This window comes from Streptomyces sp. SID12488, assembly GCF_010548275.1.
GTDB lineage: Bacteria > Actinomycetota > Actinomycetes > Streptomycetales > Streptomycetaceae > Streptomyces.
Genome location: NZ_JAAGLT010000014.1, coordinates 179,144 through 202,374 on the forward strand (window position 1 = coordinate 179,144; position 23,231 = coordinate 202,374).

20 protein-coding genes and 1 pseudogene are annotated in these 23,231 nt (G+C 70.9%); 10 read left to right on the forward strand and 11 right to left on the reverse strand.

Going from position 1 to position 23,231, the window contains the following annotated elements; genetic code table 11:
• The first annotated feature begins 107 nt into the window (after positions 1–107).
• Both G3I56_RS22335 and G3I56_RS22340 read left to right on the forward strand, forming a co-directional pair.
• Positions 108–2,621, forward strand: coding sequence for a DEAD/DEAH box helicase (locus G3I56_RS22335; RefSeq protein WP_164411595.1), 2,514 nt, complete (start codon positions 108–110; stop codon positions 2,619–2,621).
• Between the two features lie 19 nt (positions 2,622–2,640).
• Positions 2,641–3,510 carry an acyl-CoA thioesterase II gene (locus tag G3I56_RS22340; protein WP_164411598.1) on the forward strand — a complete coding sequence of 290 codons (870 nt, stop codon included), beginning with the start codon at positions 2,641–2,643 and terminating at the stop codon, positions 3,508–3,510.
• Between the two features lie 20 nt (positions 3,511–3,530).
• Here G3I56_RS22340 and G3I56_RS22345 read toward each other — a convergent pair whose 3' ends face one another.
• Positions 3,531–4,529: a DUF6397 family protein gene (locus G3I56_RS22345; RefSeq protein WP_164411600.1), complete on the reverse strand. Its 999-nt coding sequence runs from the start codon at positions 4,527–4,529 to the stop codon at positions 3,531–3,533.
• A gap of 128 nt (positions 4,530–4,657) precedes the next feature.
• Positions 4,658–5,071, reverse strand: coding sequence for a roadblock/LC7 domain-containing protein (locus G3I56_RS22350; RefSeq protein WP_164411669.1), 414 nt, complete (start codon positions 5,069–5,071; stop codon positions 4,658–4,660).
• A 95-nt stretch (positions 5,072–5,166) separates the two neighbouring features.
• Between G3I56_RS22350 and G3I56_RS22355 the strand changes: the two genes are divergently transcribed.
• Positions 5,167–5,595, forward strand: coding sequence for a PPOX class F420-dependent oxidoreductase (locus tag G3I56_RS22355; protein ID WP_164411602.1), 429 nt, complete (start codon positions 5,167–5,169; stop codon positions 5,593–5,595).
• Positions 5,596–5,628: 33 nt separating this feature from the next.
• Here G3I56_RS22355 and G3I56_RS22360 read toward each other — a convergent pair whose 3' ends face one another.
• The 5 genes from G3I56_RS22360 to G3I56_RS22380 form a co-directional block, all read right to left on the reverse strand.
• Entirely contained in the window at positions 5,629–6,234 is a 606-nt protein-coding gene (locus G3I56_RS22360) for an ATP/GTP-binding protein (protein WP_164411604.1), read from the reverse strand.
• 234 nt (positions 6,235–6,468) lie between these two features.
• A complete protein-coding gene (locus G3I56_RS22365) occupies positions 6,469–6,882 on the reverse strand; it encodes a DUF742 domain-containing protein (RefSeq protein WP_164411606.1) in 414 nt (137 codons plus the stop codon).
• Positions 6,883–6,904: 22 nt separating this feature from the next.
• Complete coding sequence (locus tag G3I56_RS22370; protein ID WP_164411608.1) at positions 6,905–7,342, reverse strand: roadblock/LC7 domain-containing protein; 438 nt, start codon at positions 7,340–7,342, stop codon at positions 6,905–6,907.
• A complete protein-coding gene (locus G3I56_RS22375) occupies positions 7,339–9,864 on the reverse strand; it encodes a nitrate- and nitrite sensing domain-containing protein (RefSeq protein ID WP_164411610.1) in 2,526 nt (841 codons plus the stop codon). The genes G3I56_RS22370 and G3I56_RS22375 overlap by 4 nt, the downstream gene beginning before the upstream one ends.
• 62 nt (positions 9,865–9,926) lie before the next feature.
• On the reverse strand, positions 9,927–10,703 hold the full coding sequence (locus G3I56_RS22380; protein ID WP_164411612.1) for an MHYT domain-containing protein: 777 nt from the start codon (positions 10,701–10,703) through the stop codon (positions 9,927–9,929).
• A gap of 143 nt (positions 10,704–10,846) precedes the next feature.
• Here G3I56_RS22380 and G3I56_RS22385 point away from each other — a divergent pair, with 143 nt between their 5' ends.
• From G3I56_RS22385 to G3I56_RS22395, 3 genes are all read left to right on the forward strand, one after another.
• Positions 10,847–11,455, forward strand: a complete 609-nt coding sequence (locus G3I56_RS22385) for a methyltransferase domain-containing protein (RefSeq protein ID WP_203690396.1) — start codon at positions 10,847–10,849, stop codon at positions 11,453–11,455.
• A 131-nt stretch (positions 11,456–11,586) separates the two neighbouring features.
• Positions 11,587–11,883, forward strand: a complete 297-nt coding sequence (locus G3I56_RS22390; protein WP_164411616.1) for a hypothetical protein — start codon at positions 11,587–11,589, stop codon at positions 11,881–11,883.
• A 135-nt stretch (positions 11,884–12,018) separates the two neighbouring features.
• Entirely contained in the window at positions 12,019–12,945 is a 927-nt protein-coding gene (locus G3I56_RS22395) for a hypothetical protein (protein WP_164411618.1), read from the forward strand.
• A 123-nt stretch (positions 12,946–13,068) separates the two neighbouring features.
• On the opposite strand, the gene G3I56_RS22400 is transcribed toward G3I56_RS22395, so the two are convergent.
• Positions 13,069–13,251 (reverse strand): hypothetical protein, encoded by a 183-nt coding sequence (locus G3I56_RS22400; protein WP_164316518.1) that lies wholly within the window; start codon positions 13,249–13,251, stop codon positions 13,069–13,071.
• 106 nt (positions 13,252–13,357) lie between these two features.
• Positions 13,358–13,489: pseudogene (locus tag G3I56_RS44010) on the reverse strand (acyl-CoA desaturase); the annotation flags it as partial.
• Positions 13,490–13,674: 185 nt separating this feature from the next.
• On the opposite strand from G3I56_RS44010, the gene G3I56_RS22405 reads away from it, so the two are divergent.
• Together G3I56_RS22405 and G3I56_RS22410 are read left to right on the forward strand one after the other, a co-directional pair.
• Positions 13,675–16,539: a DEAD/DEAH box helicase gene (locus G3I56_RS22405; RefSeq protein WP_164411620.1), complete on the forward strand. Its 2,865-nt coding sequence runs from the start codon at positions 13,675–13,677 to the stop codon at positions 16,537–16,539.
• Entirely contained in the window at positions 16,536–17,879 is a 1,344-nt protein-coding gene (locus tag G3I56_RS22410; protein ID WP_239135021.1) for an SWF or SNF family helicase, read from the forward strand. Before G3I56_RS22405 ends, G3I56_RS22410 begins: the two co-directional genes overlap by 4 nt.
• A gap of 117 nt (positions 17,880–17,996) precedes the next feature.
• Here G3I56_RS22410 and G3I56_RS44015 read toward each other — a convergent pair whose 3' ends face one another.
• Both G3I56_RS44015 and xylA read right to left on the reverse strand, forming a co-directional pair.
• Positions 17,997–18,713, reverse strand: coding sequence for a hypothetical protein (locus tag G3I56_RS44015; protein WP_239135022.1), 717 nt, complete (start codon positions 18,711–18,713; stop codon positions 17,997–17,999).
• A gap of 353 nt (positions 18,714–19,066) precedes the next feature.
• On the reverse strand, positions 19,067–20,233 hold the full coding sequence (gene xylA, locus G3I56_RS22420; RefSeq protein WP_164411622.1) for a xylose isomerase: 1,167 nt from the start codon (positions 20,231–20,233) through the stop codon (positions 19,067–19,069).
• A gap of 203 nt (positions 20,234–20,436) precedes the next feature.
• On the opposite strand from xylA, the gene xylB reads away from it, so the two are divergent.
• Both xylB and G3I56_RS22430 read left to right on the forward strand, forming a co-directional pair.
• On the forward strand, positions 20,437–21,882 hold the full coding sequence (gene xylB / locus G3I56_RS22425; protein WP_164411624.1) for a xylulokinase: 1,446 nt from the start codon (positions 20,437–20,439) through the stop codon (positions 21,880–21,882).
• A 132-nt stretch (positions 21,883–22,014) separates the two neighbouring features.
• Entirely contained in the window at positions 22,015–23,223 is a 1,209-nt protein-coding gene (locus G3I56_RS22430) for an ROK family transcriptional regulator (protein ID WP_164411626.1), read from the forward strand.
• The last annotated feature ends 8 nt before the right edge of the window (positions 23,224–23,231 follow it).

The following is a 23,231-nucleotide window of genomic DNA, read 5'->3' on the forward strand; positions in this document are numbered from 1 at the left end:
GTTGACCGGGTGCGCTGACGCTCCGTCGGCGACACAGCGTAGCCGCCGTGATCTTCGGACGGGCATCCGATTCCCCCTTCACCTGGGATCACAGGCAAGATGGGGGTGTGACCCTCATCGATCAGCTGCCGAAGACCGCAGACCCCGACGCCCTCTACGAAGCCTTCGAGTCGTGGTCCCAGGAGCGCGGTCTCACGCTCTACCCGCACCAGGAGGAGGCGCTGATCGAGGCTGTCTCGGGTGCGAACGTGATCGTGTCGACGCCCACCGGCTCCGGCAAGAGCATGATCGCGGCGGGCGCGCACTTCGCCGCGCTGGCCCGGGACGAGGTCACCTTCTACACCGCTCCGATCAAGGCCCTGGTCTCGGAGAAGTTCTTCGAGCTGTGCAAGATCTTCGGCACGGAGAACGTCGGGATGCTGACCGGCGACGCCTCGGTCAACTCGGATGCCCCCGTCATCTGCTGCACGGCCGAGGTGTTGGCGTCCATCGCGCTGCGCGACGGCAAGCAGGCGGATGTCGGCCAGGTCGTGATGGACGAGTTCCACTTCTACGCCGAGGCCGATCGCGGCTGGGCCTGGCAGATCCCGATCCTGGAGCTGCCGCAGGCGCAGTTCATCCTGATGTCGGCGACGCTGGGCGACGTCTCGATGTTCGAGCAGGACCTCACCCGCCGCACCGGCCGCCCGACCTCGGTGGTCCGCTCGGCGATCCGCCCGGTCCCGCTGTCGTACGAGTACAAGCTGACCCCGATGACCGAGACCCTCACCGAACTCCTGGAGACCCGGCAGGCGCCCGTCTACATCGTGCACTTCACGCAGGCGCAGGCGGTGGAGCGGGCGCAGGCCCTGATGAGCATCAACATGTGCACGCGCGAGGAGAAGGACAAGATCGCCGAGCTGATCGGCAACTTCCGCTTCACCACCAAGTTCGGCCAGCACTTGTCCCGTTACGTCCGGCACGGTATCGGTGTCCACCACGCCGGCATGCTCCCCAAATACCGCCGTCTGGTCGAGAAGCTGGCCCAGGCGGGCCTGTTGAAGGTCATCTGCGGCACGGACACTCTCGGCGTCGGCGTCAACGTGCCCATCCGCACGGTGCTGTTCACCGCGCTGACGAAGTACGACGGCAATCGCGTACGGAACCTGCGCGCGCGTGAGTTCCACCAGATCGCCGGCCGGGCGGGCCGCGCGGGCTTCGACACGGCTGGTTTCGTCGTCGCACAGGCTCCCGAGCACGTCATCGAGAACGAGAAGTCGCTCGCCAAGGCGGGCGACGACGCGAAGAAGCGCCGCAAGGTGGTCCGCAAGAAGGCGCCCGAGGGTTTTGTCGGCTGGACGGACAACACCTTCGAGAAGCTCATCACCTCCGATCCGGAGCCGCTGACGTCCCGCTTCCGGGTGACCCACACGATGCTGCTGTCGGTGATCGCCCGCCCCGGCAACGCCTTCGACGCGATGCGGCACCTGCTGGAGGACAATCACGAGCCGCGCAAGCAGCAGTTGCGGCACATCCGGCGCGCGATCGCCATCTACCGCTCGCTGCTGGACGGCGGCGTCGTCGAGAAGCTGGACGAGCCGGACGCGACCGGACGCATCGTGCGTCTGACCGTGGACCTCCAGCAGGACTTCGCGCTCAACCAGCCGCTGTCCACCTTCGCGCTGGCCGCGTTCGAGCTTCTGGACCCGGAGTCGCCTTCGTACGCTCTGGACATGGTGTCGGTGGTCGAGTCCACGCTGGACGACCCGCGCCAGATTCTCGCGGCCCAGCAGAACAAGGCGCGCGGTGAGGCCGTCGGGGCGATGAAGGCGGACGGCGTCGAGTACGAGGAGCGCATGGAGCGCCTCCAGGACGTCTCGTACCCGAAGCCGTTGGAAGAGCTGCTCTTCCACGCCTACAACACGTACCGCAAGAGCCACCCGTGGGTCGGCGATCATCCTCTCTCCCCCAAATCCGTCATCCGTGACATGTACGAACGAGCCATGTCCTTCACCGAGTTGGTGTCGCACTACGATCTGGCCCGCACCGAGGGCATCGTGCTGCGCTATCTCGCCGGCGCCTTCAAGGCCCTCGACCACACCGTCCCCGACGACCTCAAGTCCGAGGACCTGCAGGATCTGATCGCCTGGCTGGGCGAGATGGTGCGCCAGGTCGACTCCAGCCTCCTGGACGAGTGGGAGCAGCTCGCCAACCCGGAGGTCATGACTGCCGAGGAGGCCCAGGAGAAGGCGGACCAGGTCAAGCCGGTCACCGCCAACGCGCGGGCCTTCCGTGTCCTCGTCCGCAACGCCATGTTCCGCCGCGTCGAGCTTGCCGCGCTCGACCAGGTGGGGGCCCTGGGCGAGTTGGACTCGGAGGCCGGCTGGGACGCCGACGCGTGGGGCGAGGCGATGGACAAGTACTGGGACGAGTACGAGGACCTCGGCACCGGCCCCGACGCCCGCGGCCCCCGGCTGCTGATGATCGAGGAGGAGCCGCAGAACAGGCTGTGGCGCGTCCGGCAGGCCTTCGCCGACCCGAACGGTGACCATGACTGGGGCATCAGCGCGGAGGTAGACCTCGTGGCCTCCGACGCGGAGGGCCGAGCGGTCATCAAGGTCACCGCCGTCGGCCAGCTGTGAGCACAGGAGAATCGCACCCATGACGAACCCAGCCGAGAGACTCGTCGACCTGCTCGACCTGGAGCAGATCGAGGTCAACATCTTCCGTGGCCGCAGCCCCGACGAGTCCCTCCAGCGGGTCTTCGGTGGCCAGGTGGCGGGCCAGGCGCTGGTCGCCGCCGGGCGCACCACGGACGGCGAGCGCCCGGTGCACTCGCTGCACGCGTACTTCCTGCGCCCGGGCCGTCCGGGCGTGCCGATCGTGTACCAGGTCGAACGGGTCCGTGACGGCCGGTCGTTCACGACCCGGCGGGTCACGGCCGTGCAGCAGGGCCGCACGATCTTCAATCTCACCGCCTCCTTTCACAAGCCCGAGGAAGGCAGCTTCGAACATCAGTTGCCGCCGGCCCGGAAGGTCCCCGATCCGGAGTCCCTGCCGAACGTCACCCAGGAGATCAAGGAGCATCTCGGCGCGCTGCCCGAGCAGTTCGAGCGAATGGCACGCCGTCAGCCCTTCGACATCCGTTATGTGGACCGATTGCTCTGGACCACTGAGGAGGTCCAGCAGTTGGAGCCGCGCAGCGCGGTGTGGATGCGCACGGTCGGCCCGCTGGGGGACGACCCGCTCGTCCACACGTGCGCGTTGACGTACGCCAGCGACATGACGCTGCTCGACGCCGTCCGCCTCCCGGTGGAGCCCCTGTTCGGCCCGCGGACCTTCGACATGGCCTCGCTGGACCACGCCATGTGGTTCCACCGGCCGTTCCGCGCGGACGAGTGGTTCCTGTACGACCAGGAGTCCCCCATCGCCACGGGCGGGCGCGGGCTGGCCCGCGGCCGGATCTACGACGTCGAGGGCAGGCTTCTCGTCTCCGTCGTCCAGGAGGGGCTGTTCCGGAAGCTGAGCTGAGCTGAGGAGTCTCGTCCTGTTCAGACTCGCGCGGCGCGCTTCCGGTCCCGGGCGGGGCGTGGGTTTCTGCCGCGCAGGCGGCTCAACAGACCGCGGGTTCGCTCGGGTGCCCCGGGGTGACTGTCCTGTTGCGGGGGCACGGACCGGCCAGCCTCCTGTTCGAGCTTTTCGGCCGGGGGCGGAACCTGTTCCGCCCCCGGGCGCGGTGCGGGCCGATGGTCGCGGGCCTCGGCCAGGCTTCCGGTCAGGTCCGCGCGGAGCCAGCCGATCTCGTCCGGGTCGTCCGCCGTCATGATCCGTTCCGCGAGACGGGCGGCGGGTGAACCCGGCACCCCGTGGGCCGGCTGCTCCGGCCGGAAGCGGTTCAAGTAAGCGCGTTCGTACGGGTCGTTGGCGATCTCCGTTACCTGGCCGGGATCGAGGAAGGATGCCACGACGGCGGCCCGCGCCCACGGATCGTCGGCCGTTCGAAGCAGGAATCCCAGTTGTCGTCCCCGCCAGTTCCGGGGCCGCCGGTCAATGCCTGCTGCGAGTTGGTCCCGCAGACTCGGGGAAGTGCGGCCGGTCAGCAGCGGGGCGGAGTCCGTGCCTGCGGCGAACTGCCCTAGTTCGTCGGCGAGATACAGCCAGACCACGGCCCGGTAGCGGTTGAGGTAGAAGGTCACCGGCGTCACCAGGCCCAGCCGTGCCAGGCGGGTGAACCGGGTGGGCGTCACATCCATGAGCTTCGCGCCATCCGCCGTACCCACGGACCGGACGCGTTCTCGCAGTGTCTCGGGGAAACGTGTGTCGTTGCGCAGCCGGTCGATCTCGTCGCGGCCGACGCGTCGGCCGCCACCCCCTTCGTCAGGGACGGTCCGGACACACCCGAGATGGACCGCGAGGTCGAACTCACTGCGTTTCAGGCCCAGCTCGCGTGCGGCGCGGCTGGGCGCGAAGGGCGCGCCAGAGGTGCGGAGCGTGCCGGCGGCCGGTGCGGTGGCCGTCTGGGTGGGTCGTGTGATGCTGACGCCGGACATGGTCGGTCTCCCCCGTGGAGTGGATGGCCCGCGCCGTGTGCGCCGGCCTCGGGAAAAACCGTAGCCGGTTCGGCGCCCCGACCGCCGAGCCTGTGGATAACTCTCTCGCGTGACGCCATACCCGCAGGTCAGCTGTCTGATGACGGAGTTTGTTCGGGTTGCCTGGCATCCACGTCGAGGTGTTCGCCGACCCGATTGACGAGCAGTGTCATCTCGTAGGCGATCTGGCCGATGTCGGCCTCCGCGGCGCTGAGTACGCACAGACAGCTGCCGGTGCCGGCCGCCGTGACGAACAGCACCGCGTCATCGAACTCGATCATCGTCTGACGCACCTTGCCCGCACCGAAGTGGCGTCCCGAGCCTTTCGCCAGGCTGTGCAGACCCGAGGACACGGCTGCGAGATGCTCGGCGTCCTCGCGTCGCAGTCCTGTGCTGGCGCCTGTCACCAGCCCGTCGTTCGACAGGACCAGCGCATGTCGTATGTGCTCGACACGCTCGGTCAGATCGTCGAGCAGCCAGCCAAGTCCTTGGTTCTGCGCCATGTTTCTGATCTCCCCGTGCGGCAGGTCCTCCAAGCCGAAGGATCCGGTCAGTCAGCCTCACCCACGGCCGCTCTCCGAGCAAGGAGGATGGGTGCATGGCACAGAAGATGACTGACGAGGAATGGCGGGCCTTCGTCTCGCACGGCACCCGCACCGGAAAACTGTCGACCGTCCGAGCCGATGGGAGCCCTCACGTGGCCCCGATCTGGTTTCTGCTCGACGGTGACGACCTTGTGTTCAACACGGGAAAGGACACGGTGAAGGGGCGCAACCTGGCCCGTGACGGCCGGGTCGCCCTGTGCGTGGACGACGACCAGCCACCGTTCACGTTTGTGGTGATTCAGGGCCGGGCGACGTTGTCGGAGGAACTCGACGACGTCCGGCACTGGGCCGCGCGCATCGGCGCGCGCTACATGGGCGAGGAGCGGGCCGAGGAGTTCGGCGCCCGCAACGGCGTGCCGGGGGAACTGCTCGTCCGCGTGCGCATCGAGAAGGTGCTGGCGCAGGCCGCCGTCGCCCACTGAGGGAGGACGCGGCTCAGCCGCGTCCTCCTCGCTTCAGCTCACGGAGTCGAGCAGCCGGGCGGTGTGCATCCGCCCGGCGTACTCGACCAGCCGGATCAGCACTTCCTTGCCCGAGTCGCGGTTGCGGGCGTCGCAGAGCACCACGGGCGTGCCCTGGTCGAGGTCAAGGGCGCGCGACACGTCCTGGGCGCCGTAGGAGCGGGCACCCGCGAAGCAGTTGACAGCCACCACGAACGGGATGTGCCGGTGCTCGAAGTAGTCGACGGCGGGGAAGCAGTCCTCCAGTCGGCGAGTGTCCGCGAGGACGACGGCGCCGAGGGCGCCCTGCGACAGTTCGTCCCACAGAAACCAGAAACGGTCCTGGCCCGGCGTACCGAACAGGTACAGCGAGAGGCCTGAGCGGATGGTGATGCGGCCGAAGTCCATGGCGACGGTCGTCGTGACCTTCTGGTCCACGCCGTCGGTGTCGTCCACCAACTGGCCGGCCTCGCTCAGCAGTTCCTCGGTGCGCAGCGGCCTGATCTCACTGACCGCGCCCACCATGGTGGTCTTGCCCACGCCGAACCCGCCGGCGACCAGTATCTTCAACGCCAGGGCGGACGTCTCGTCGTCCGCGGCGTCGGAGTGCTCGGAGACCATCGATCACTTCTCTCGGGAGGGCCGGCAACGGTCGACGTTCATAGGTGCGCGCCGCGCCCTCACGGTGGATCCGCGCGCGGCGTCGCCGAGTGTGGGCGAAGTCAGCATCATGACAACTACCGCTCCCAGCCGGGGAATTGGACCGCTATTAGACCGATGTGACCGGCTCGCACCTGTTCGGTGTCCGGAAGGGTGCACAACTCGGCGTGGTCCGGATGGTTCCGTGTCTCTCATCTACAGCGCCCTCAGTCCTTCGATCACCTCGCGCAGAATGCGTTCGTCGGGCAGTTGCGCGGGCGGCACCGGACGGCTGACGGTGACGCAGCCCAGCTCCAGCAGGTCGCCGAGCAACACCCTCACCACCCCTACGGGGAGGTCTGCGTCCGCGGCGAGTTCGGCGACGGACTGCGTCTCCGTACGGCACAGGTCGATGAGCACCCGGTGCTCGGGGCCGAGCGCGGTGTCGTCGTCCATGGCGGGCGCGCCCGTGTCGAGCGTGACGAGCGCGATCAGGTCGAAGCGGACCCCCGTGGGGCCGGATCTGGTGCGTCCGCCCGTCATGGCGTAAGGGCGGACGAGGGGCCCGGCCTCGTTGTCGTACCACTGGCTGCCCGACTCCTGCATGGTGCCTGTCGTGTCCTCGGTCATCTGCCCGGACCGCCCTCTCGCCTCATCCGGCGGCGGGCGGGCGGCCCGCTGCCCGCGGCGCCGTGTGGAGGTGCTCGCCCACACGTTTCACCAGCCGCGCCATCTCGTACGCCACGAGGCCGATGTCGGCGGTCGCGGCGGTGAGCACCGCGAGGCAGGAGCCGTCGCCCGCGGCGGCGACGAACAGGAAGCCGTCGTCCATCTCCACCATGGTCTGGCGCACGCCGCCGGCGCCGAAGTGGCGTCCCGCGCCCTTGGCCAGGCTGTGGAAGCCGGAGGCGACCGCGGCGAGGTGCTCCGCGTCCTCACGTTTGAGATCGGTGGAGGCTCCCACCGCGAGGCCGTCGTTGGACAGCACCACCGCGTGCCGTACCTCGCTGACGCGCAGTACCAGGTCGTCCAGCAGCCAGTCGAGTTCACCGGACCGCCGATCCGCCCTCGTGCTCGGGTCCTTGATCATGCGCGGTCTCCTTCGCTGCTGTCTCTGCCGGTTTCGCGGCCTCGGGTGGCTCCACCACCGGGTGAACTGCCGCCGCCTCGCACCCAGCCGTCGCGGTAGGCCACCATGCGGTCCCGTACGGCCTCGGGGGTGCGCTTCTCCTTGCTCCGGGAACCCGGCGTGCGGGTCGGCTCCTCGGGGCGCTGTTCGCGCAGTTGCGGGGCGAGGTGCGCCTGCCGGACGCGGCGTGGGAGGTCGTCGGACTCCTCCGCGTCGCCGGGTTCCTCGGGCGTCCGGTGCAGTCGCAGGGCGGTCACTCCTGGTGGTGGGGTTTCGGGGGCGGTCTCCGCCGGGGCCTGTGCGGTCGCCACCAGTGCGGGGCGGTCCGCCGAAGCCCGGACCGGTTCCTGGTGCGGGGCGGCAGCGGGCACGCGCGCGTACTCGCGTTCGACGGCCGGCTCCCGGTCCACCGCCGCGCGGGGGGAGCGTTCCGCCGCGCCACCGTGCAGCAGGGCCGTGGGCAGCAGGACGACCGCGGTGGTGCCGCCATAGGGCGAGGTCCGCAGGTGCACCTTGATGCTGTGTCGCGCGGCGAGTCTGCTGACCACGAAGAGGCCGAGCCGGTCGCTGTCGAACAGGTCGAGCGTCTCGGACTGTTCGATGCGGCGGTTCGCCTCGGCGAGGGTCTCCTTGCCCATCCCGAGTCCCCGGTCCTCGACCTCCACGGCGTAGCCGTTGCCGACCGGTTCGCCGGTGATGCGCACCCTGGTGTGCGGGGGTGAGAACTGGGCGGCGTTCTCGACGAGCTCGGCCAGGAGGTGCGTGAGGTCGGCGACCGCGGCGCCGGTGACGGACGCCTCGGGGAACTGACGTACCTCCACGCGCGCGTAGTCCTCGACTTCGGAGACGGCGGCGCGGACCACGTTCGTCAGGGAGACCGGCAGCCGCCAGGCCCGTCCAGGTGCCGCTCCGGAGAGGATGATCAGGCTCTCCGCGTGGCGCCGCATACGGGTGGTGAGGTGGTCGAGCCGGAACAGGTCGCTGAGCTCGTTCGGGTCGTCTGATCTGCGCTCCATGCTGTCGAGGAGGCTCAGTTGGCGGTGTACGAGGACCTGGCTGCGTCGCGCGAGGTTGACGAAGACCCCGGAGATGCCGCTGGCCAGTTCCGCGCGTTCCACTGCGGCGCGCAGGGCCGCGCGGTGCACGGTGCCCAGGGCCTCCGCGACCTGTTCGGTCTCGTCCTCGGCGGGCGGTCCGGGGGGTGCCTCGGCCCGGATGTCGATCTCCTCTCCCGCGCGCAGCTTCAGCATGGCCTGCGGGAGTTTGTGCCTGGCGATCTCCAGGGCGGTGTTGCGCAGACTCACCAGCTCGACGACGAGGCCGCGTCCGATGCGTACGGAGATCACCAGGGACGCGACGACGGAGGCCAGGCCGAACAGCACCGCGGCGCCGGCCGGGGTGAGCAGGCCCCGGGTGAAGGGATCGGCCCGGTCCGCGACGTCGTGGCCCGCGTCCGCCTCGATGGCACGCATGCCGCCCTGCACGCGTGCGTGTGCCTTGGTCCAGGTGGCGTCGGGCGCGGCTGCGATCGCCCTGGCGCCCGGGCGGGCGCCGAGCACCTTGTCCTCGACGGCGGCAAGAGTGGCGTAGGCGGTGCCTGCCGCGAGACTCTGCCAGGTGGCTCGTTCCGGGCCGCGCAGGTCGGAGGCGGTGGCTTCGAGGAGGGTGCGGCGGGTGTCGACGGCTCCGGTGAACAGCCGCAGCCGCGGTCCGTCCAGGCGCCCGGCGAGACGCGCCCCGGCGAGAACGGCGTCCTCCTGGGCCAAGGCCTCTCCCGCGCGGGAGAATTCGAGCAGTACGCGCGCGTCGGAGCCGAGTTCGGCGTCCTGGATGCCGGTGAGCGCGCCGCCCACGGCGAAGGCCGCCGAGATGCTCCTGGTGTACTGCGCGTACGTCTCGGCCCATCCGGTACGCCGGCCGAGTACCGAGGTCCGCAGCGTGCGCAGTTGTTCGACACCGGCGACAAAGCTCTCCAGGCGCTCCGCGACTCCGGCGGGCAGTTCCTCGCCGTCGGCGACGGTGTTGCGGCCTCCGAGGCGCAGCTTCGCCACGGTCCGGTCGGTGCGCTCCCCGAGCGCCCTGAGGTCGACGCCCGGTACCGCCGCCGGATCGGTGGCGTGGCGTACTGCGGCCGTGCGTTCGGCCTGGAGCGCGGCGACGGCCGCGGCGACCGGCGCGCGCACCTGGGAGTCGACGCGCTGCAACTGCCGCAGCCGGGCGACGTCCTGGGCTGTGGTGACGGTGGCGTACGCCCACAGCGCGAGCAGGGAGACAACCGGCACCATCAGGAGGCAGACGATCTTGGCGCGGACGGTTCCCGGCCGCACGCGCCAGCGTCCCGCGCGCGTGGGCACCTCGTCGGGCAGGGCTCCGAACGATTCCTCGGAGTCTTCGTCGGCCGGCGGACCGGCGTGTGCGCGGCGTCCGCGCGGCGGGGGCGCCGTCCCGGCGCCAGGTATCGGGGTCCTACGGGGTGTGCGCATGGCCTCCTCGCTCGTAGTGGTTCGGGGTGCGCTTGCGGGCGTCGTCGACCCGGTGCGCGCGCCTACCGGGCAGCGACGCTGTCGACCGGCCGCTGGGCTGACGCGGATGCCTCACGTTCCCCGGCCGTCGGCGACAACGCGACGAACGCCGAGGTCAGGAAGAGATAGGACCCGAGGCCGACGGCGAGGGGGAAGATGAACTGCATCGCCGTGGCCCCGGGCAGCGTCTCGCCGGAGGGTGTGACGTCCACGTGCACCGCAAACATCCCGGTGTAGTGCATGCTGCTGACGGCCGCCCCCATGACGAGCGAGGCGACGGTCACCGCGATCGGTGACTTGATGTTCAGCGCCGCCCACAGGGCCGCGGTGGCCGCGACGACGGCGATCACCACGGAGAGCGCGACGAGGGCCGGGTCGTACTTCACGTCACCGTGCAGCCGTACCGCGGCCATGCCGAGGTAGTGCATGCTCGCCACGCCCAGCCCGGTGGTGAGTCCACCGACGAAGAGCGCGCGAGCGCGGTCGTGCCCGTATCCGACGGCGAAGACCCCGGCGGAGACGACGGCCATGGCGACGAGGAGGCTGAGAATGGTCAGCGGCACGTCGTAGCGGATGTCGGTGCCGCGGACGCTGAAGCCGAGCATGGCCACGAAGTGCATGGTCCAGATGCCGGTACCGATCGCGGAGGCCGCGGTGACGAGCCAGTTGCGTCGCGAGCGGCCGGTCGCGCCGAGCGCACGGACGGTACAGCGCAGCCCGAGGGCGGCGCCTATGCAGGCCATCACGTATGACAGTGCGGGGGTCAGCCAGCCGAAGGCGGCGTGGTCCAGGTGTCCCATGACGACGGGACGCTAGTGGGGGCACAGGAGCACAAAGGGGGCGCATTTCGAAAGGTATTGAAATATGGCAGGGAATGACGCCTGAACGATCGAGTCCCGCTCGAACGTGTGCGCCGTGGGGTACTTCTCGTCCGTGCGGGATCATGCGGAACATGAGCGACGACCACACACACGTCCAGGATTTCTTCGCCGCCCGCGCGGCCCACTGGGACAGCAGGTTCCCGGACGACGGGCCCGCCTACGCCGCAGCGGTCGCCGAGTTGCGGCTGCGCGAGGGGGCCCGAGTGCTGGACGCCGGCTGTGGCACCGGGCGGGCCCTGGCGCCGCTGCGTGACGCCGTGGGGCCCTCGGGAGTGGTCCTGGGAGTGGATCTGACCCCGGCCATGCTGGATGCCGCGGTACGCGCCGGACGGGGCCTCGACGGACAGCTGCTGCTCGCCGACGCGGCCGCTCTTCCGCTGCGTTCGGAGTCCCTCGACGCCGTGTTCGCGGCGGGCCTGATCGCGCACCTGCCGCAGCCCGGCGAGAATCTTCGGGAACTCGCGCGCGTGGTACGCCCCGGCGGCACCCTGGCGCTGTTCCACCCGATCGGCAGGGCCGCTCTGGCCGCCCGGCAGGGTCGGCGGATCACCCCTGATGACCTGCGCGCGGAGGCCGGTCTCGGTCCGCTGCTCGCCGGTTCCGGGTGGCAGCTGACGTCGTACGTGGACGAGGACGCACGGTTTCTGGCGCTGGCCGTGCGACCGATCTGAGCCGGCGGTCGTCGGCGCACCGCACCCCTCACCGCACCTGCCCTCTTCTGCCGCCGGAACTCCGTCTCTACGTTGGACAGCAGCAGATGAACGATCAACCGTGGCAACCACACAGGGGGAAGGTGGTCCGCATGTTCGGCGGTATCCAGAAATCGTTCACCAGTTTTCTCCGTTCCTGGCGCTCGGAAGCGAGCGCGGTGCGGGAGAAGCGCACGCACAATCTCTTCGAGGCCGCTGCTGTGTACGTGTCGGCGTGTGCGGAGGACGACCAGGATCAGATGGACGAGGCCTTGGCCTGGGTGTCGCCGGAGGCTCTGTCGTTCGGGGTGAACGAGCTGGCGTGCCGTGCCGTCATCGCCCTGGCCAGAGAGCGCGACGAGTCGCCGCGGACGGTCGCCCGGGAACTCCTCGGACTGCCGCCGACCTGACCGAAGCGGGTACATCCGGTCGATTCCCCCCTGCCCGGCAGGAACCAGCAGCTCCGGGTGGGGTGGGAGTCGTGACAGCAGCCTTCCGATCGGATTAGGGTGCGCGCCGATGGACGAACAGATGGGGAGACTGGGATGGCAGAGACGGACGAGGAAGCCGTCGCCACCGCGGACGACGCGCTCTATGTGCTCACGGCGATGCTGCTGACGCCCGCGCAGTTCCCGAGTGTGCTGGGCGACGACTATCCGGAGGCATGTGAGGCGCTCGGCCTCGCGCCTCTCGCCGACGGGTACGGGCTGGTGCTCGGTCAGGACGGCGACGGCGCGCGGTGGACAGTGGCCATCGACGACGTTTCCCTGGTCGCGGTCGCGATCGCTTCGTGGGACTGCGGCATGGAGTACGACCTGTCGCCCGAGGAGCACACGGTCGTCGCGGCCCTGCCCGGCTGGCCCCTCGCGGTCGCCGTCGCGGCTCCCGACGTGCCCGCCCCGCACGATCCGGGCCCCGAACTCACGGACCGGCCACCGCTCGCTCCGCCGGACACCACCTCGTGGGGGCCGGCGCAGCGGCGTCTCGGCGCCGACGAGATCGCGCGCCAGTGGGTGATCTGGCGGGAACAGCTCAGTGACAAAGACTTCACTCTTCCGGGTGGCAGGTCAGCGGCGCCCGAGGGCGAGCCGGACGGGGCCGAGGTGGGCACGGATCGGATTGCGGGCGCAACAGACCCGGCTGGGGACGCCGAGACCCCGCCCGAGAACAACCCGGGGCATGCCGAGGACACCGTGAACCGGCCCCGTTCCGGTATCCGGCGCGTCCTCGCGGAGGCACGCGCGTACGTGGAGACCCCTCCGCCTCTCGGCCGCGTCCGCTCCTCGTTCGCTCCAGGCGACGCGCGGACACTGCGCGCCGACGGTCCAGGCTGGTCGATGGTGGCCAGGACCGACGACATCGCCTTCGTCCTGCTCGACGACGAGCCCGGCGAGGTGCTGCCGGTGGGCCGGGGGCCGGAGCTGCCCGGTCTCCTCGAGGCGCTCGACAGGATGGCCGTACGCCCCAGCTGAGCGCCGCCGACCGACGCCGCCCGGATCCCTTGGTTCCGGGCGGCGTTCGGTAAGGCGATCGTGCTGCGGGCCACGCGGGGTGTCAGCCGGAGTGCGGCACGCGCGGCATCGAATGGCGCCGCCTCAGCGGCCGATCTCCTTGCGTGTGACGCGGCGCAGCCTCCGCCGCTGTGCGGGGTCCAGCGCGAGATAGGCAGCCGCCGGAACTCCCAGCACTATCAGCAGCGCGGCCCACCAGGGCAACCAGATCCACAGGATGATCCCGGCTGCCACGCCCCCTGCGGCGATCTTCGCGTTCCTCGACATGAGTGTCGCCTCCTTCGCGGCCAGTGCCGCTCTCTGCCATGAAAAACGGGTCCGCGCCTCCCACAGTTCCGGACCGCGACCCTGAGACGTCCCTGAGACTCGACCCCTACTCGCCCCTGAGGGACACTCCCACCTCGTAGATGTGCCGCAAGGCCTGTCGGTACGAATCGACGAGCCCCGTCTCCGTACAGGTAATACCCAACTCACGGCAGTAGGCGCGCACATCGGCCGGGCGAGCCGCAGTCGCGGCGGGGCATGGACGGGCTCCGGGGGTCTCTTCGGGGATCGGGCCGGCTTGAGGAAACGTACGAATGGGAGTGGTGACCCGAGTCATGGCTCAGCGATGCCGGACAGGTCGCCAGGGTGCTGTACCCTCGGCGACTCGAACCCCAGTAGTCAAATTTGAGGAATGCGGCCATCGCTGTGCAGAGGATTCCCGCGGCAACCCCCTCCGAGATCTCCGAACTTGCCCGCTGCTGCGCCGTGTTCGTGCCCGGCGATCCGGCCCGCACCGGCCTGGTCGCGTTCTGGCGGCCCGAGGGAGACGCGCCGCCCTCCGTCGCCGCCGGAACCGTCGGCGACCTGACCGTGATCCTGGCGGGTGACCGTGGTGTCGTACCGACTCGGGTGACCGCCGTGCTGCTCCCGGTGCGTGCGGCGTTGCCGGTCCTCACGCGGGCGCGTGGCGCCACGCTGGGCCACAGAGCAACGGCGTTCTGGGGTACGGCCGCCGTCCTCGCCCTGCAACTGGCCGCGCGCGGAATGCTGTTGCCCGGCGTCTCCGCGGGGGACCACGACGCCTGGCGGGCCGGGCCTCTCGACGCGCCGGACATGGAGCGCGTCCGCGAACTCGCCTCCGCGATGCCCCCGGAAGCGCATGCCGTGCCGTTGGAGGGCACGGAGCCGCCACGGTTGCCCGACCCGGAACGGCTGCTGCGCGCCTTCCTGGACGCGGTGGCCGACGCACTGCCCCGCTCTCCAGCCGCCTCGCTCGCCGCGGGCGGGGCGGCCTACGCGGTGCGGGACCCGCAGCACGTGCCGGAGCAGCGCGTGTGGGCCTCCGAGGTCGCCGCCGGCCACGACGCGGGCGTACGGATCTCACTGCGGGTGGAGGTACCGGGGCTGGCGTCGGCCGGACCGGACGAGACGGCGCTGCGGTTCCGGGCCGTCCTCCAGGTGCACAGTGTGAGCGAGCCCGGGCTGGTCGCGGACGCGGCCGACGTGTGGGTTTCGGCCGGCGCCCCCGGCCGCGCCTTCGGCCCCCGCGCGCGGATGGACACTCTGCTCACGCTGCGCCGCGCGGCCCGGACCTGGCCGCCGCTCACACCCCTGCTCTCCGCAGCCGTACCGGACGCCGTCGAACTGGCCGACGAAGAGGTCACCGAGCTGCTCGGGGAAGGCGCCCTTGCCCTGTCCGCCGCCGGTGTCGAGGTGCACTGGCCCAAGGAGCTGGCCCGCAAGCTGACGGCCCGTGCTGTCGTCGGCCCACCCGACGACAGCACGGGCACCGGGAAGGTCTCGTCGGACACGCCGTCGTTCCTGTCCGCCGACGCGCTCCTCGCCTTCAACTGGTGGTTCGCACTGGGCGACCAGCAGCTCACACGCGAGGAGCTGGACCGGCTCGCCGAGGCGAACCGCCCCGTGGTGCGGCTGCGTGACCAGTGGGTCCTCGTAGACCCTCGGGAGGTGCGCCGCGCCCGCGCGCAGCAGGACCGCAAGATCACCCCCGTCGACGCCCTCAGCGCCGCTCTGACGGGCTCCACTGAGGTCGACGGCCGCTCGGTCGAAGTGCGGCCCACCGGGTGGCTGGCGGCCCTGCGGGACCGTATCTCGGACCCGGACGCCCAGGACCCTGTCGGTCAGCCGGCCGCGCTCGCCGCCACACTGCGCGACTACCAGCTGCGGGGCCTCGACTGGCTGGCCCGGATGACGTCCCTGGGTCTCGGCTGCTGTCTGGCCGACGACATGGGCCTCGGCAAGACGGTCACGCTGATCGCGTTGCATCTGCACCGGCAGACCGACGCCTCGGCGGCGGGGCCCACGCTCGTCGTCTGTCCGACGTCCCTGATGGGCAACTGGCAGCGAGAGATCGAACGGTTCGCGCCCGGTACGCCCGTAAGCCGCTTCCACGGATCCCGGCGCAGCCTGGAGGCCCTGGCCGACGGCGAGTTCGTGCTCACCACGTACGGCACGATGCGCCTGGACGCGCGGCGGCTGGCCGAGGTGCCCTGGGGCATGGTCGTGGCGGACGAGGCCCAGCACGTCAAGAACCCGTACTCGGAGACGGCCCGGGAGCTGCGTTCCATCGGTGCACGCGCACGCGTGGCGCTCACCGGCACCCCGGTGGAGAACAACCTGTCGGAACTGTGGGCGATCCTCGACTGGACGACTCCGGGACTGCTGGGCCGGCTCGGCACATTCCGCTCGCAGTACGCGCAGTCCGTCGAGGGCGGTCAGGACCCGGCCGCCGCCGAGCGTCTGACCCGGCTCGTACGCCCGTTCCTGCTGCGGCGGCGCAAGTCGGACCCGGGTATCGCTCCCGAACTGCCGCCGAAGACGGAGACCGACCGTGCCGTGTCGCTCACCAAGGAGCAGACAGGGCTGTACGAGGCCGTGGTACGGGAGACGCTCGCGGAGATCTCCGGCGCCGACAACATGGTGCGGCGCGGGCTGATCGTGAAGCTGCTGACCGGCCTGAAGCAGATCTGCAACCATCCGGCGCAGTTCCTCAAGGAGGACCGCCCGAAAATCGCGGGACGTTCCGGAAAGCTGGAACTGCTGGACGAGTTGCTCGACACCATCCTCTCCGAGGGAGCGAGCGTTCTGGTCTTCACCCAGTACGTGCAGATGGCGCGGCTTCTGGAACGGCATCTGGCAGCACGCGGAGTGCCCACGCAGTTCCTCCACGGCGGCACGCCCGTCGCGGAACGCGAGGCGATGGTGGAGCGTTTCCAGGAGGGTGAAGTACCCGTCTTCCTGCTGTCGTTGAAGGCCGCAGGCACCGGCCTCAACCTGACCAGGGCCGAGCACGTGGTGCACTACGACCGCTGGTGGAACCCCGCAGTCGAGGCCCAGGCCACGGACCGCGCGTACCGCATCGGCCAGAACCGCCCCGTGCAGGTGCACCGGCTGATCGCCGAGGGCACGATCGAGGACCGCATCGCCGAGATGCTGAACCGCAAGCGGGCACTGGCCGACGCCGTGCTCGGCTCCGGCGAGGCCGCGCTCACCGAACTCACGGACACCGAACTGGCCGACCTGGTGCGACTGCGAGGGGACGCTCGATGAATCAGCACGACAGTGACCAGGACAACGGCGACGAGCACAACGGTGACGACCACGAAGGCGAGGCGTACGAGAGCGACCCGGCCGGCGCCGACCTGGAGCGCACGTTCGCCGCGCTGCCTCCCCCGCCAGGGCGTGGTTTCGCGGAGACGTGGTGGGGGCGTGCCTGGCTGAAGTCGCTGGAGGACGCGGCGCTGGACTCGGAACAGGTGCGGGCGGGCCGCCGGCTCGCGCGCGCGGGAGCTGTGGGTGCCGTGTCGGTGCGCCCGGGACGCATCACAGCCGTCGTCCAGGGCCGCGACCTCACCACGCACCGCTCCGACGTCCTGCTTCAGCAGCTGTCCGACGAACAGTGGGACCGTTTCCTGGACATGGCGGTCGAGCAGGCCGGTCACATCGCTGCCCTGCTCGACCGGGACATGCCCCCGCACCTGGTGGAGGACTCTGCTGCCGCCGGAGTCGAACTCCTGCCCGGCATGGGTGATCTGGAGCCGGAGTGCGACTGCGGCGCCTGGGACCACTGCGGTCACACGGCCGCTCTCTGCTACCAGGTAGCGCGGCTGCTGGACCACGACCCCTTCGTCCTGCTGCTGATGAGGGGACGCGGCGAACGCGCCCTGCTGGACGACCTGCAGAGCCGTGGCGCCATGCCCGCCGACGGGTCCGCCGGGCCGGAGGGCGTGGACGCGGCGGAGGCGTACGCGGCCGGGGGCATCCTCCCGACGCTGCCTGCTCTGCCTCCGCTGCCCGATGGGCCCGGGGCACCGCCGACCCTGGACACCGACGTCCCGCCCGCGCCCGGGGTGGACGCCGGCGCGCTGGAGTTCCTGGCCGCGCGGACGGCCGTAGAGGCACATCGGCTGCTTGCCGAGGCGCTCGGGGCCGGTCATGGACAGCGGCCGGTCGAGGCTGAGTTGACGATGGCTCAGGACGCGGTTCGACTGGCCGTGGACAGCCCTTCGGAAGCTGTTTCGGACCGGCTCGCGGAGGGGTCGGGGCGCGGCCGGGACCAGTTGGCGTCGGCGGTTCGGGCCTGGCGGTTCGGTGGCTCGGCGGCGTTGTCGGTCCTGGAGGAGGAGTGGACGGTCCAGGGCGAGGTGCTCGCACGCGCGCGTGCCGCGCTCGACTCGGCCTGGGAGGAGGCCGAGCGGCCGGTGCTGCGGGCGGCCCGCAACCGGTGGACGGTGGTCGGCGCGGGCAGTCAGCTGCGTCTGGGGCATGACGGCCGCTGGTGGCCGTATCAGAAGCAGAGCGGCCGTTGGGTGCTCGCCGGACGGGCGGCTCAGGACCCGGGGACCGCGCTGGCCTCGATGGAGCAGACAACCGTGGAGGGATCTCCTTAGGGACCTCACCAAGGAGGACGAGGCGACAGGGCGGGCCGCCTTTCGTCCCGGTTCGAACCGGGACGAAAGGCGGCCCATCGATCGGCACGCACGCGTGGACCTCGATCCGCCGGGACGTCAGGCCAGTGGTGTGGTGAGTTTCCGGGTGTCGGAGCCGAGGTCGGCGGCCAGGCTGCACGCCACGTTGTCGATGCCCAACCGGTAGACCGCGGTGTCCGGATACTGCACCAGGCTGCCCTTGACGCTGCCTGCGGGCTGTTCTGCCGCCTCGCGTTCCAGGGATGGCCGGCACAAGGAGTAGGCGGCGTTCTTCAGTGCGGTGTCCGTCGCGTATCCGCCTTCGAGTTCGACCACCTTCACGACCTCGGCGTCGTGCGGATCCCCGCATGCGCGCTTCGCGGCCTGTCCGGGATGGGCGGCATCCGCGTTGAAACAGTCGCCGGTTCGCAGCATGTAGTACGGCACTTCGTCGCCGGCCAGCGGGACGAGCGACTCCAGGTCGCTCGGAAACCCGCTCGGCAGGTCGGTGGGGAATTCGGACGGAAGTTCGGTGGGAAGCCCGGACGGCAACGTGGGCAGCTTGGTGGGAAGCCTGGTGGGCAGTTCGGTCGGGATGCTGAACGACGGCTCGGGGGTTCGGCTTGAGCTCTGGCTGCTCCCGGGCGGGTTCTTGTCCGGGGTGCCGTCGCCTCCGGAGACCATGAGCACCACCGCGGTGATGGCTCCGACCGCGACGATCGCTGCGAGCAGGATGAACAGAGTGCTCGGACGTCGGCCGGGGCTCCGGTGTCCGCCCGGGCCCTCGGGCGGTTCGGGCGGCACCGACGGCGGCATCCAGCCCCCGCCGCCCTGCGCAGGCGGGCCGTAGCCTCCGGGAGGAGGGCCGTAGCCCCCGCTTCCGTAGCCTCCCCCGGAGGGCGGGCCGAAGCCACCGCCCGGAGGCGGACTGTCTCCGGGGGGCCCGGGCGGCTGAGGCGGTACGGGCGGCATGGCCATACCGTCAAGACTCGCCGCGAACCGGTCAGCGCGCGACCCCCGCGCGGAAGTTGATACGGGCTCATGCCATGGACCGCATGATTCCGGAGCAATCAGCGCCAGGACCGGTCACAGGGGATCAACCGGAGCGCAGTTGTAAGCACCAGTGACCGGGGGCGCCCATCGGTGGACGGGCGCCCCCGGCTCACGACTCAGCCTCGCGCGCCCAGCAGATGATCCATGGCCAGCTGGTCGAGCTGCTCGAAGGCCATCCCGCGCGCGGCGGTCGCCTCCACGTCGAACTCCTCGAAGGCCGAGCGGTCCGCGAGCAGGCCCGCCAGACCGTCCGCCGCCGTCTGCTGCGCCAGCTCGTCCAGACGCGAGGCGCGCAGCGCCGCCTGGACCTCCGGGTCGGCACGGAAGGCGGCCGTACGCTCCTTCAGGATGAGGTAGTTGCGCATGCAGCCGGCCGCCGAAGCCCACACGCCGTCGAGGTCCTCGGTCCTCGGCGGCTTGAAGTCGAAGTGCTTCGGGCCCGCGTACCCGGCGATCTCCAGGAGGTCGACCAGCCAGAAGGCGGCACGCAGGTCACCGGCACCGAAGCGCAGGTCCTGGTCGTACTTGATGCCGGACTGGCCGTTGAGGTCGATGTGGAAGAGCTTGCCCGCCCACAGGGCCTGGGCGATGCCGTGCGGGAAGTTCAGCCCGGCCATCTGCTCGTGGCCGACCTCGGGGTTGACGCCGTACATCTCGGGGCGCTCCAGGCGCTCGATGAAGGCCAGGGCGTGGCCGACCGTCGGCAGCAGGATGTCACCGCGCGGCTCGTTCGGCTTGGGCTCGATCGCGAACTTCAGGTCGTAGCCCTGGGAGATCACGTACTCGCCGAGGAGGTCGAAGGCCTCCTTCATACGGTCGAGTGCGACCCGTACGTCCTTGGCGGCGCCGGACTCGGCGCCTTCCCGGCCACCCCAGGCGACGTACGTCTCGGCGCCGAGTTCGACCGCGAGGTCGATGTTGCGGATCGTCTTGCGCAGCGCGTAGCGGCGCACTTCGCGGTCGTTGGCGGTGAACGCGCCGTCCTTGAAGACGGGGTGCGTGAAGAGGTTGGTGGTGGCCATCGGCACCTTCATGCCGGTCGCGTCGAGGGCCTGGCGGAAGCGCTTGATGTGCGACTCACGCTCCGTGTCCGAGGACCCGAAGGGGATCAGGTCGTCGTCGTGGAAGGTCACTCCGTGGGCACCGAGCTCGGACAGACGCTGGACCGTCTCGACCGGGTCGAGCGCACGGCGGGTGGCGTCGCCGAACGGATCCCGTCCCTGCCAGCCGACGGTCCACAGGCCGAAGGTGAACCTGTCCTCGGGGGTGGGCTGGTAGTTCATGCCGCGGCTCCTTGCTTGCTCCGACTATTTCGTCATGGCAGTTTACAAATTAGTATGCGGAAGCATCTCTGGGAAGAGACAACGTGTCCCTGAAACGTTTCCCTGAGCAGAGACTGAGGGTGGGGACGGGTCGCCGCGACCCGGACAAGCACCGGAAAACACCAGGCCAGATCCCGCGGAGCCGCGGAAGAGGGAGAAACGCGATGTCAGCAGCCGAGGGTCCGCTCGTTGTCGGCGTGGACACGTCGACCCAGTCCACCAAGGCGCTGGTCGTCGACGCGGCCACCGGCCAGGTCGTGGCGAGCGGCCAGGCAGCGCACACCGTCACCACCGGGGCAGGACGCGAGAGCGACCCGCGGCAGTGGTGGAGCGCCCTGTGCGAGGCACTGAGCCAATGCGGTGACGCGGCCCGCGAGGCCGCCGCCGTGTCGATCGGCGGCCAGCAGCACGGGCTCGTCACCCTGGACGCCCATGGCGACCCGGTCCGTCCGGCGCTGCTGTGGAACGACGTGCGCTCCGCGCCCCAGGCTCGCCGGCTGGTCGAGGAACTCGGCGGCGCGAAGAGCTGGGCGGAGCGCACCGGAAGCGTGCCGGGAGCCTCCTTCACGGTCACGAAGTGGGCCTGGCTGGCGGAGCACGAACCGGAGGCGGTTCGTGCCGTCAAGGCCGTACGGCTCCCCCACGACTACCTCACCGAGCGCCTCACGGGCCAGGGCACCACCGACCGCGGCGACGCCTCCGGGACGGGCTGGTGGGCGTCCGGGACGGAGGCGTACGACGCCGAGGTGCTCGCGCACGTGGGGCTCGACCCCGCGCTGCTGCCCCGGGTCGTCCGGCCGGGTGAGGTCGCCGGGACCGTCCGTGACGGCCATGATCTGCCCTTCTCCAAGGGCACTCTGGTCGCTGCGGGCACCGGGGACAACGCCGCCGCCGCGCTGGGCCTCGGGCTGCGCCCCGGCACTCCGGTACTGAGCCTCGGCACGTCGGGCACGGTGTACGCGGTCTCGACGCATCGGCCCGCCGATCCGACCGGTACCGTCGCGGGCTTCGCCGACGCACGTGGTGACTGGCTGCCGCTGGCCTGCACCCTCAACTGCACGCTCGCCGTCGACCGCGTCGCGGCCCTGCTCGGCCTCGACCGCGAGGCCGTCGAACCCGGTACGGCCGTCACCCTCCTGCCCTACCTGGACGGCGAACGGACCCCGAACCTGCCGGGCGCCTCGGGGCTGCTGCACGGACTGCGTCACGACACGACGGGCGGACAACTGCTCCAGGCCGCGTACGACGGGGCGGTGCACTCGCTGCTCGGCGCCCTCGATCTGGTGCTCGACTCGGAGGCGGACCGCTCGGCACCGCTGCTGCTGATCGGCGGCGGCGCGCGCGGTACGGCCTGGCAGGAGACCGTACGCCGGCTGTCCGGACGGCCCGTCCAGGTGCCCGAGGCCAAGGAACTGGTCGCGCTCGGCGCCGCGGCACAGGCGGCGGGCCTGCTGACCGGCGAGGATCCGGCCGCGGTGGCCCGCCGCTGGGACACAGCCCGAGGGCCGGTACTGGACGCGGTGGAGCGGGACCAGGCGACGCTGGACCGGATCGCCGGGGTACTCTCCGACGCATCGCCGCTGCTGGAGCGGGGGACGGACACCGTCTGACGGCCCGAGGCACGAACACGAATCGACGGAACCGAACCGACATCCGCCGAAGGACGCCGACCACCCCTGACGCCGACGTACGTCCGTCCACGAACGTCGGCTCACGGACACCGACCGAGGACTGACGGAGGCATGACCGCACCGCTGCACGAGGCCCGCCCGCCCGGCGCCGGCGCCCGGCTGCCCGACACACAGCAGGGCATGCGCCGACGCAACCTCGCACGCGTGATGCACACCGTCAGCGCCGAGGGGCCGCTGTCCCGTGCCGGGGTCGCCTCTCGCATCGGGCTGACCCGGGCGGCGGTGTCGACACTCGTGGACGAGCTGATCCGCTCGGGGCTGCTCGAGGAGCTGGGCCCCGAGCGGCCCGGCCGCGTCGGGCGCCCCGGATCGGCGCTCGCCGTGAGCGGGCATGGTCCTGCCGGGATCGGCGCGGAGGTCGGCGTCGACCATCTCGCGGTCTGCGCGGTCGATCTGCGGGGCGCGGTGCGGGCACGCGCCGTGCGACACGGCGCCAACCGCGGGCGCTCCCCCGAACCGGTGATCGAGGAACTGACCGGGTTGGTGCGAGAGGTGATCGCCGAGGTGGAGCGCGAGGGCCTGTGGCCGGCCGGTCTCGCGGTCGCCGTGCCGGGGCTCGTGGCCCGCGACGGGCGCACGGTCGTCCGCGCCCCCAACCTCGACTGGAACGACACGGATCTCGGCGCGCTCCTGCCCGCCGGGTTTCCGCTGACCGTGGACAACGAGGCCAATCTCGGCGCGCTGGCGGAACTCTGGCTCGGAGATGGCACTCCGTCCGACTTCCTGCATGTGTCGGCCGAGATCGGCATCGGCGCGGCGGTGGTCGTGGACGGGCGGCTGCTGCGTGGAACGCGGGGGTTCGCGGGCGAGTTGGGGCATGTGCCGGTCCGTCCGGAGGGACCGGAGTGCGCGTGCGGCGGGCGCGGATGCCTGGAGCAGTACGCGGGTGAGGAGGCGGTCCTACGGGCAGCGGGGGTCGAGCCGGGCGAGGACCGCGTCGGGCTGCTCGCGGAGCGCGCCGCCCAGGGCGACATGGACGTACGGCGGGCTCTGGAGGGGGCCGGCACAGCACTCGGTATCGCGCTGACCGGCGCGGTCAATCTGCTGGACCCCGAGGTCGTCGTCCTGGGCGGTGCGCTGTCCGGGCTCGCGCCGTGGTTGCTGCCGTCGCTGGAGGCGGAACTGGCCCGACGCACGGCGGGACCCGCCTGTGCGGTGTCGGTGTCGCGCCTGGGACCCGAGGGTCCGCTGCTGGGCGCCGCGCACTCGGTGGTGCGGGCGGTGCTGGACGATCCCGGGGCGGTGGCGGGGCGGAGCTGAGCTGCCCC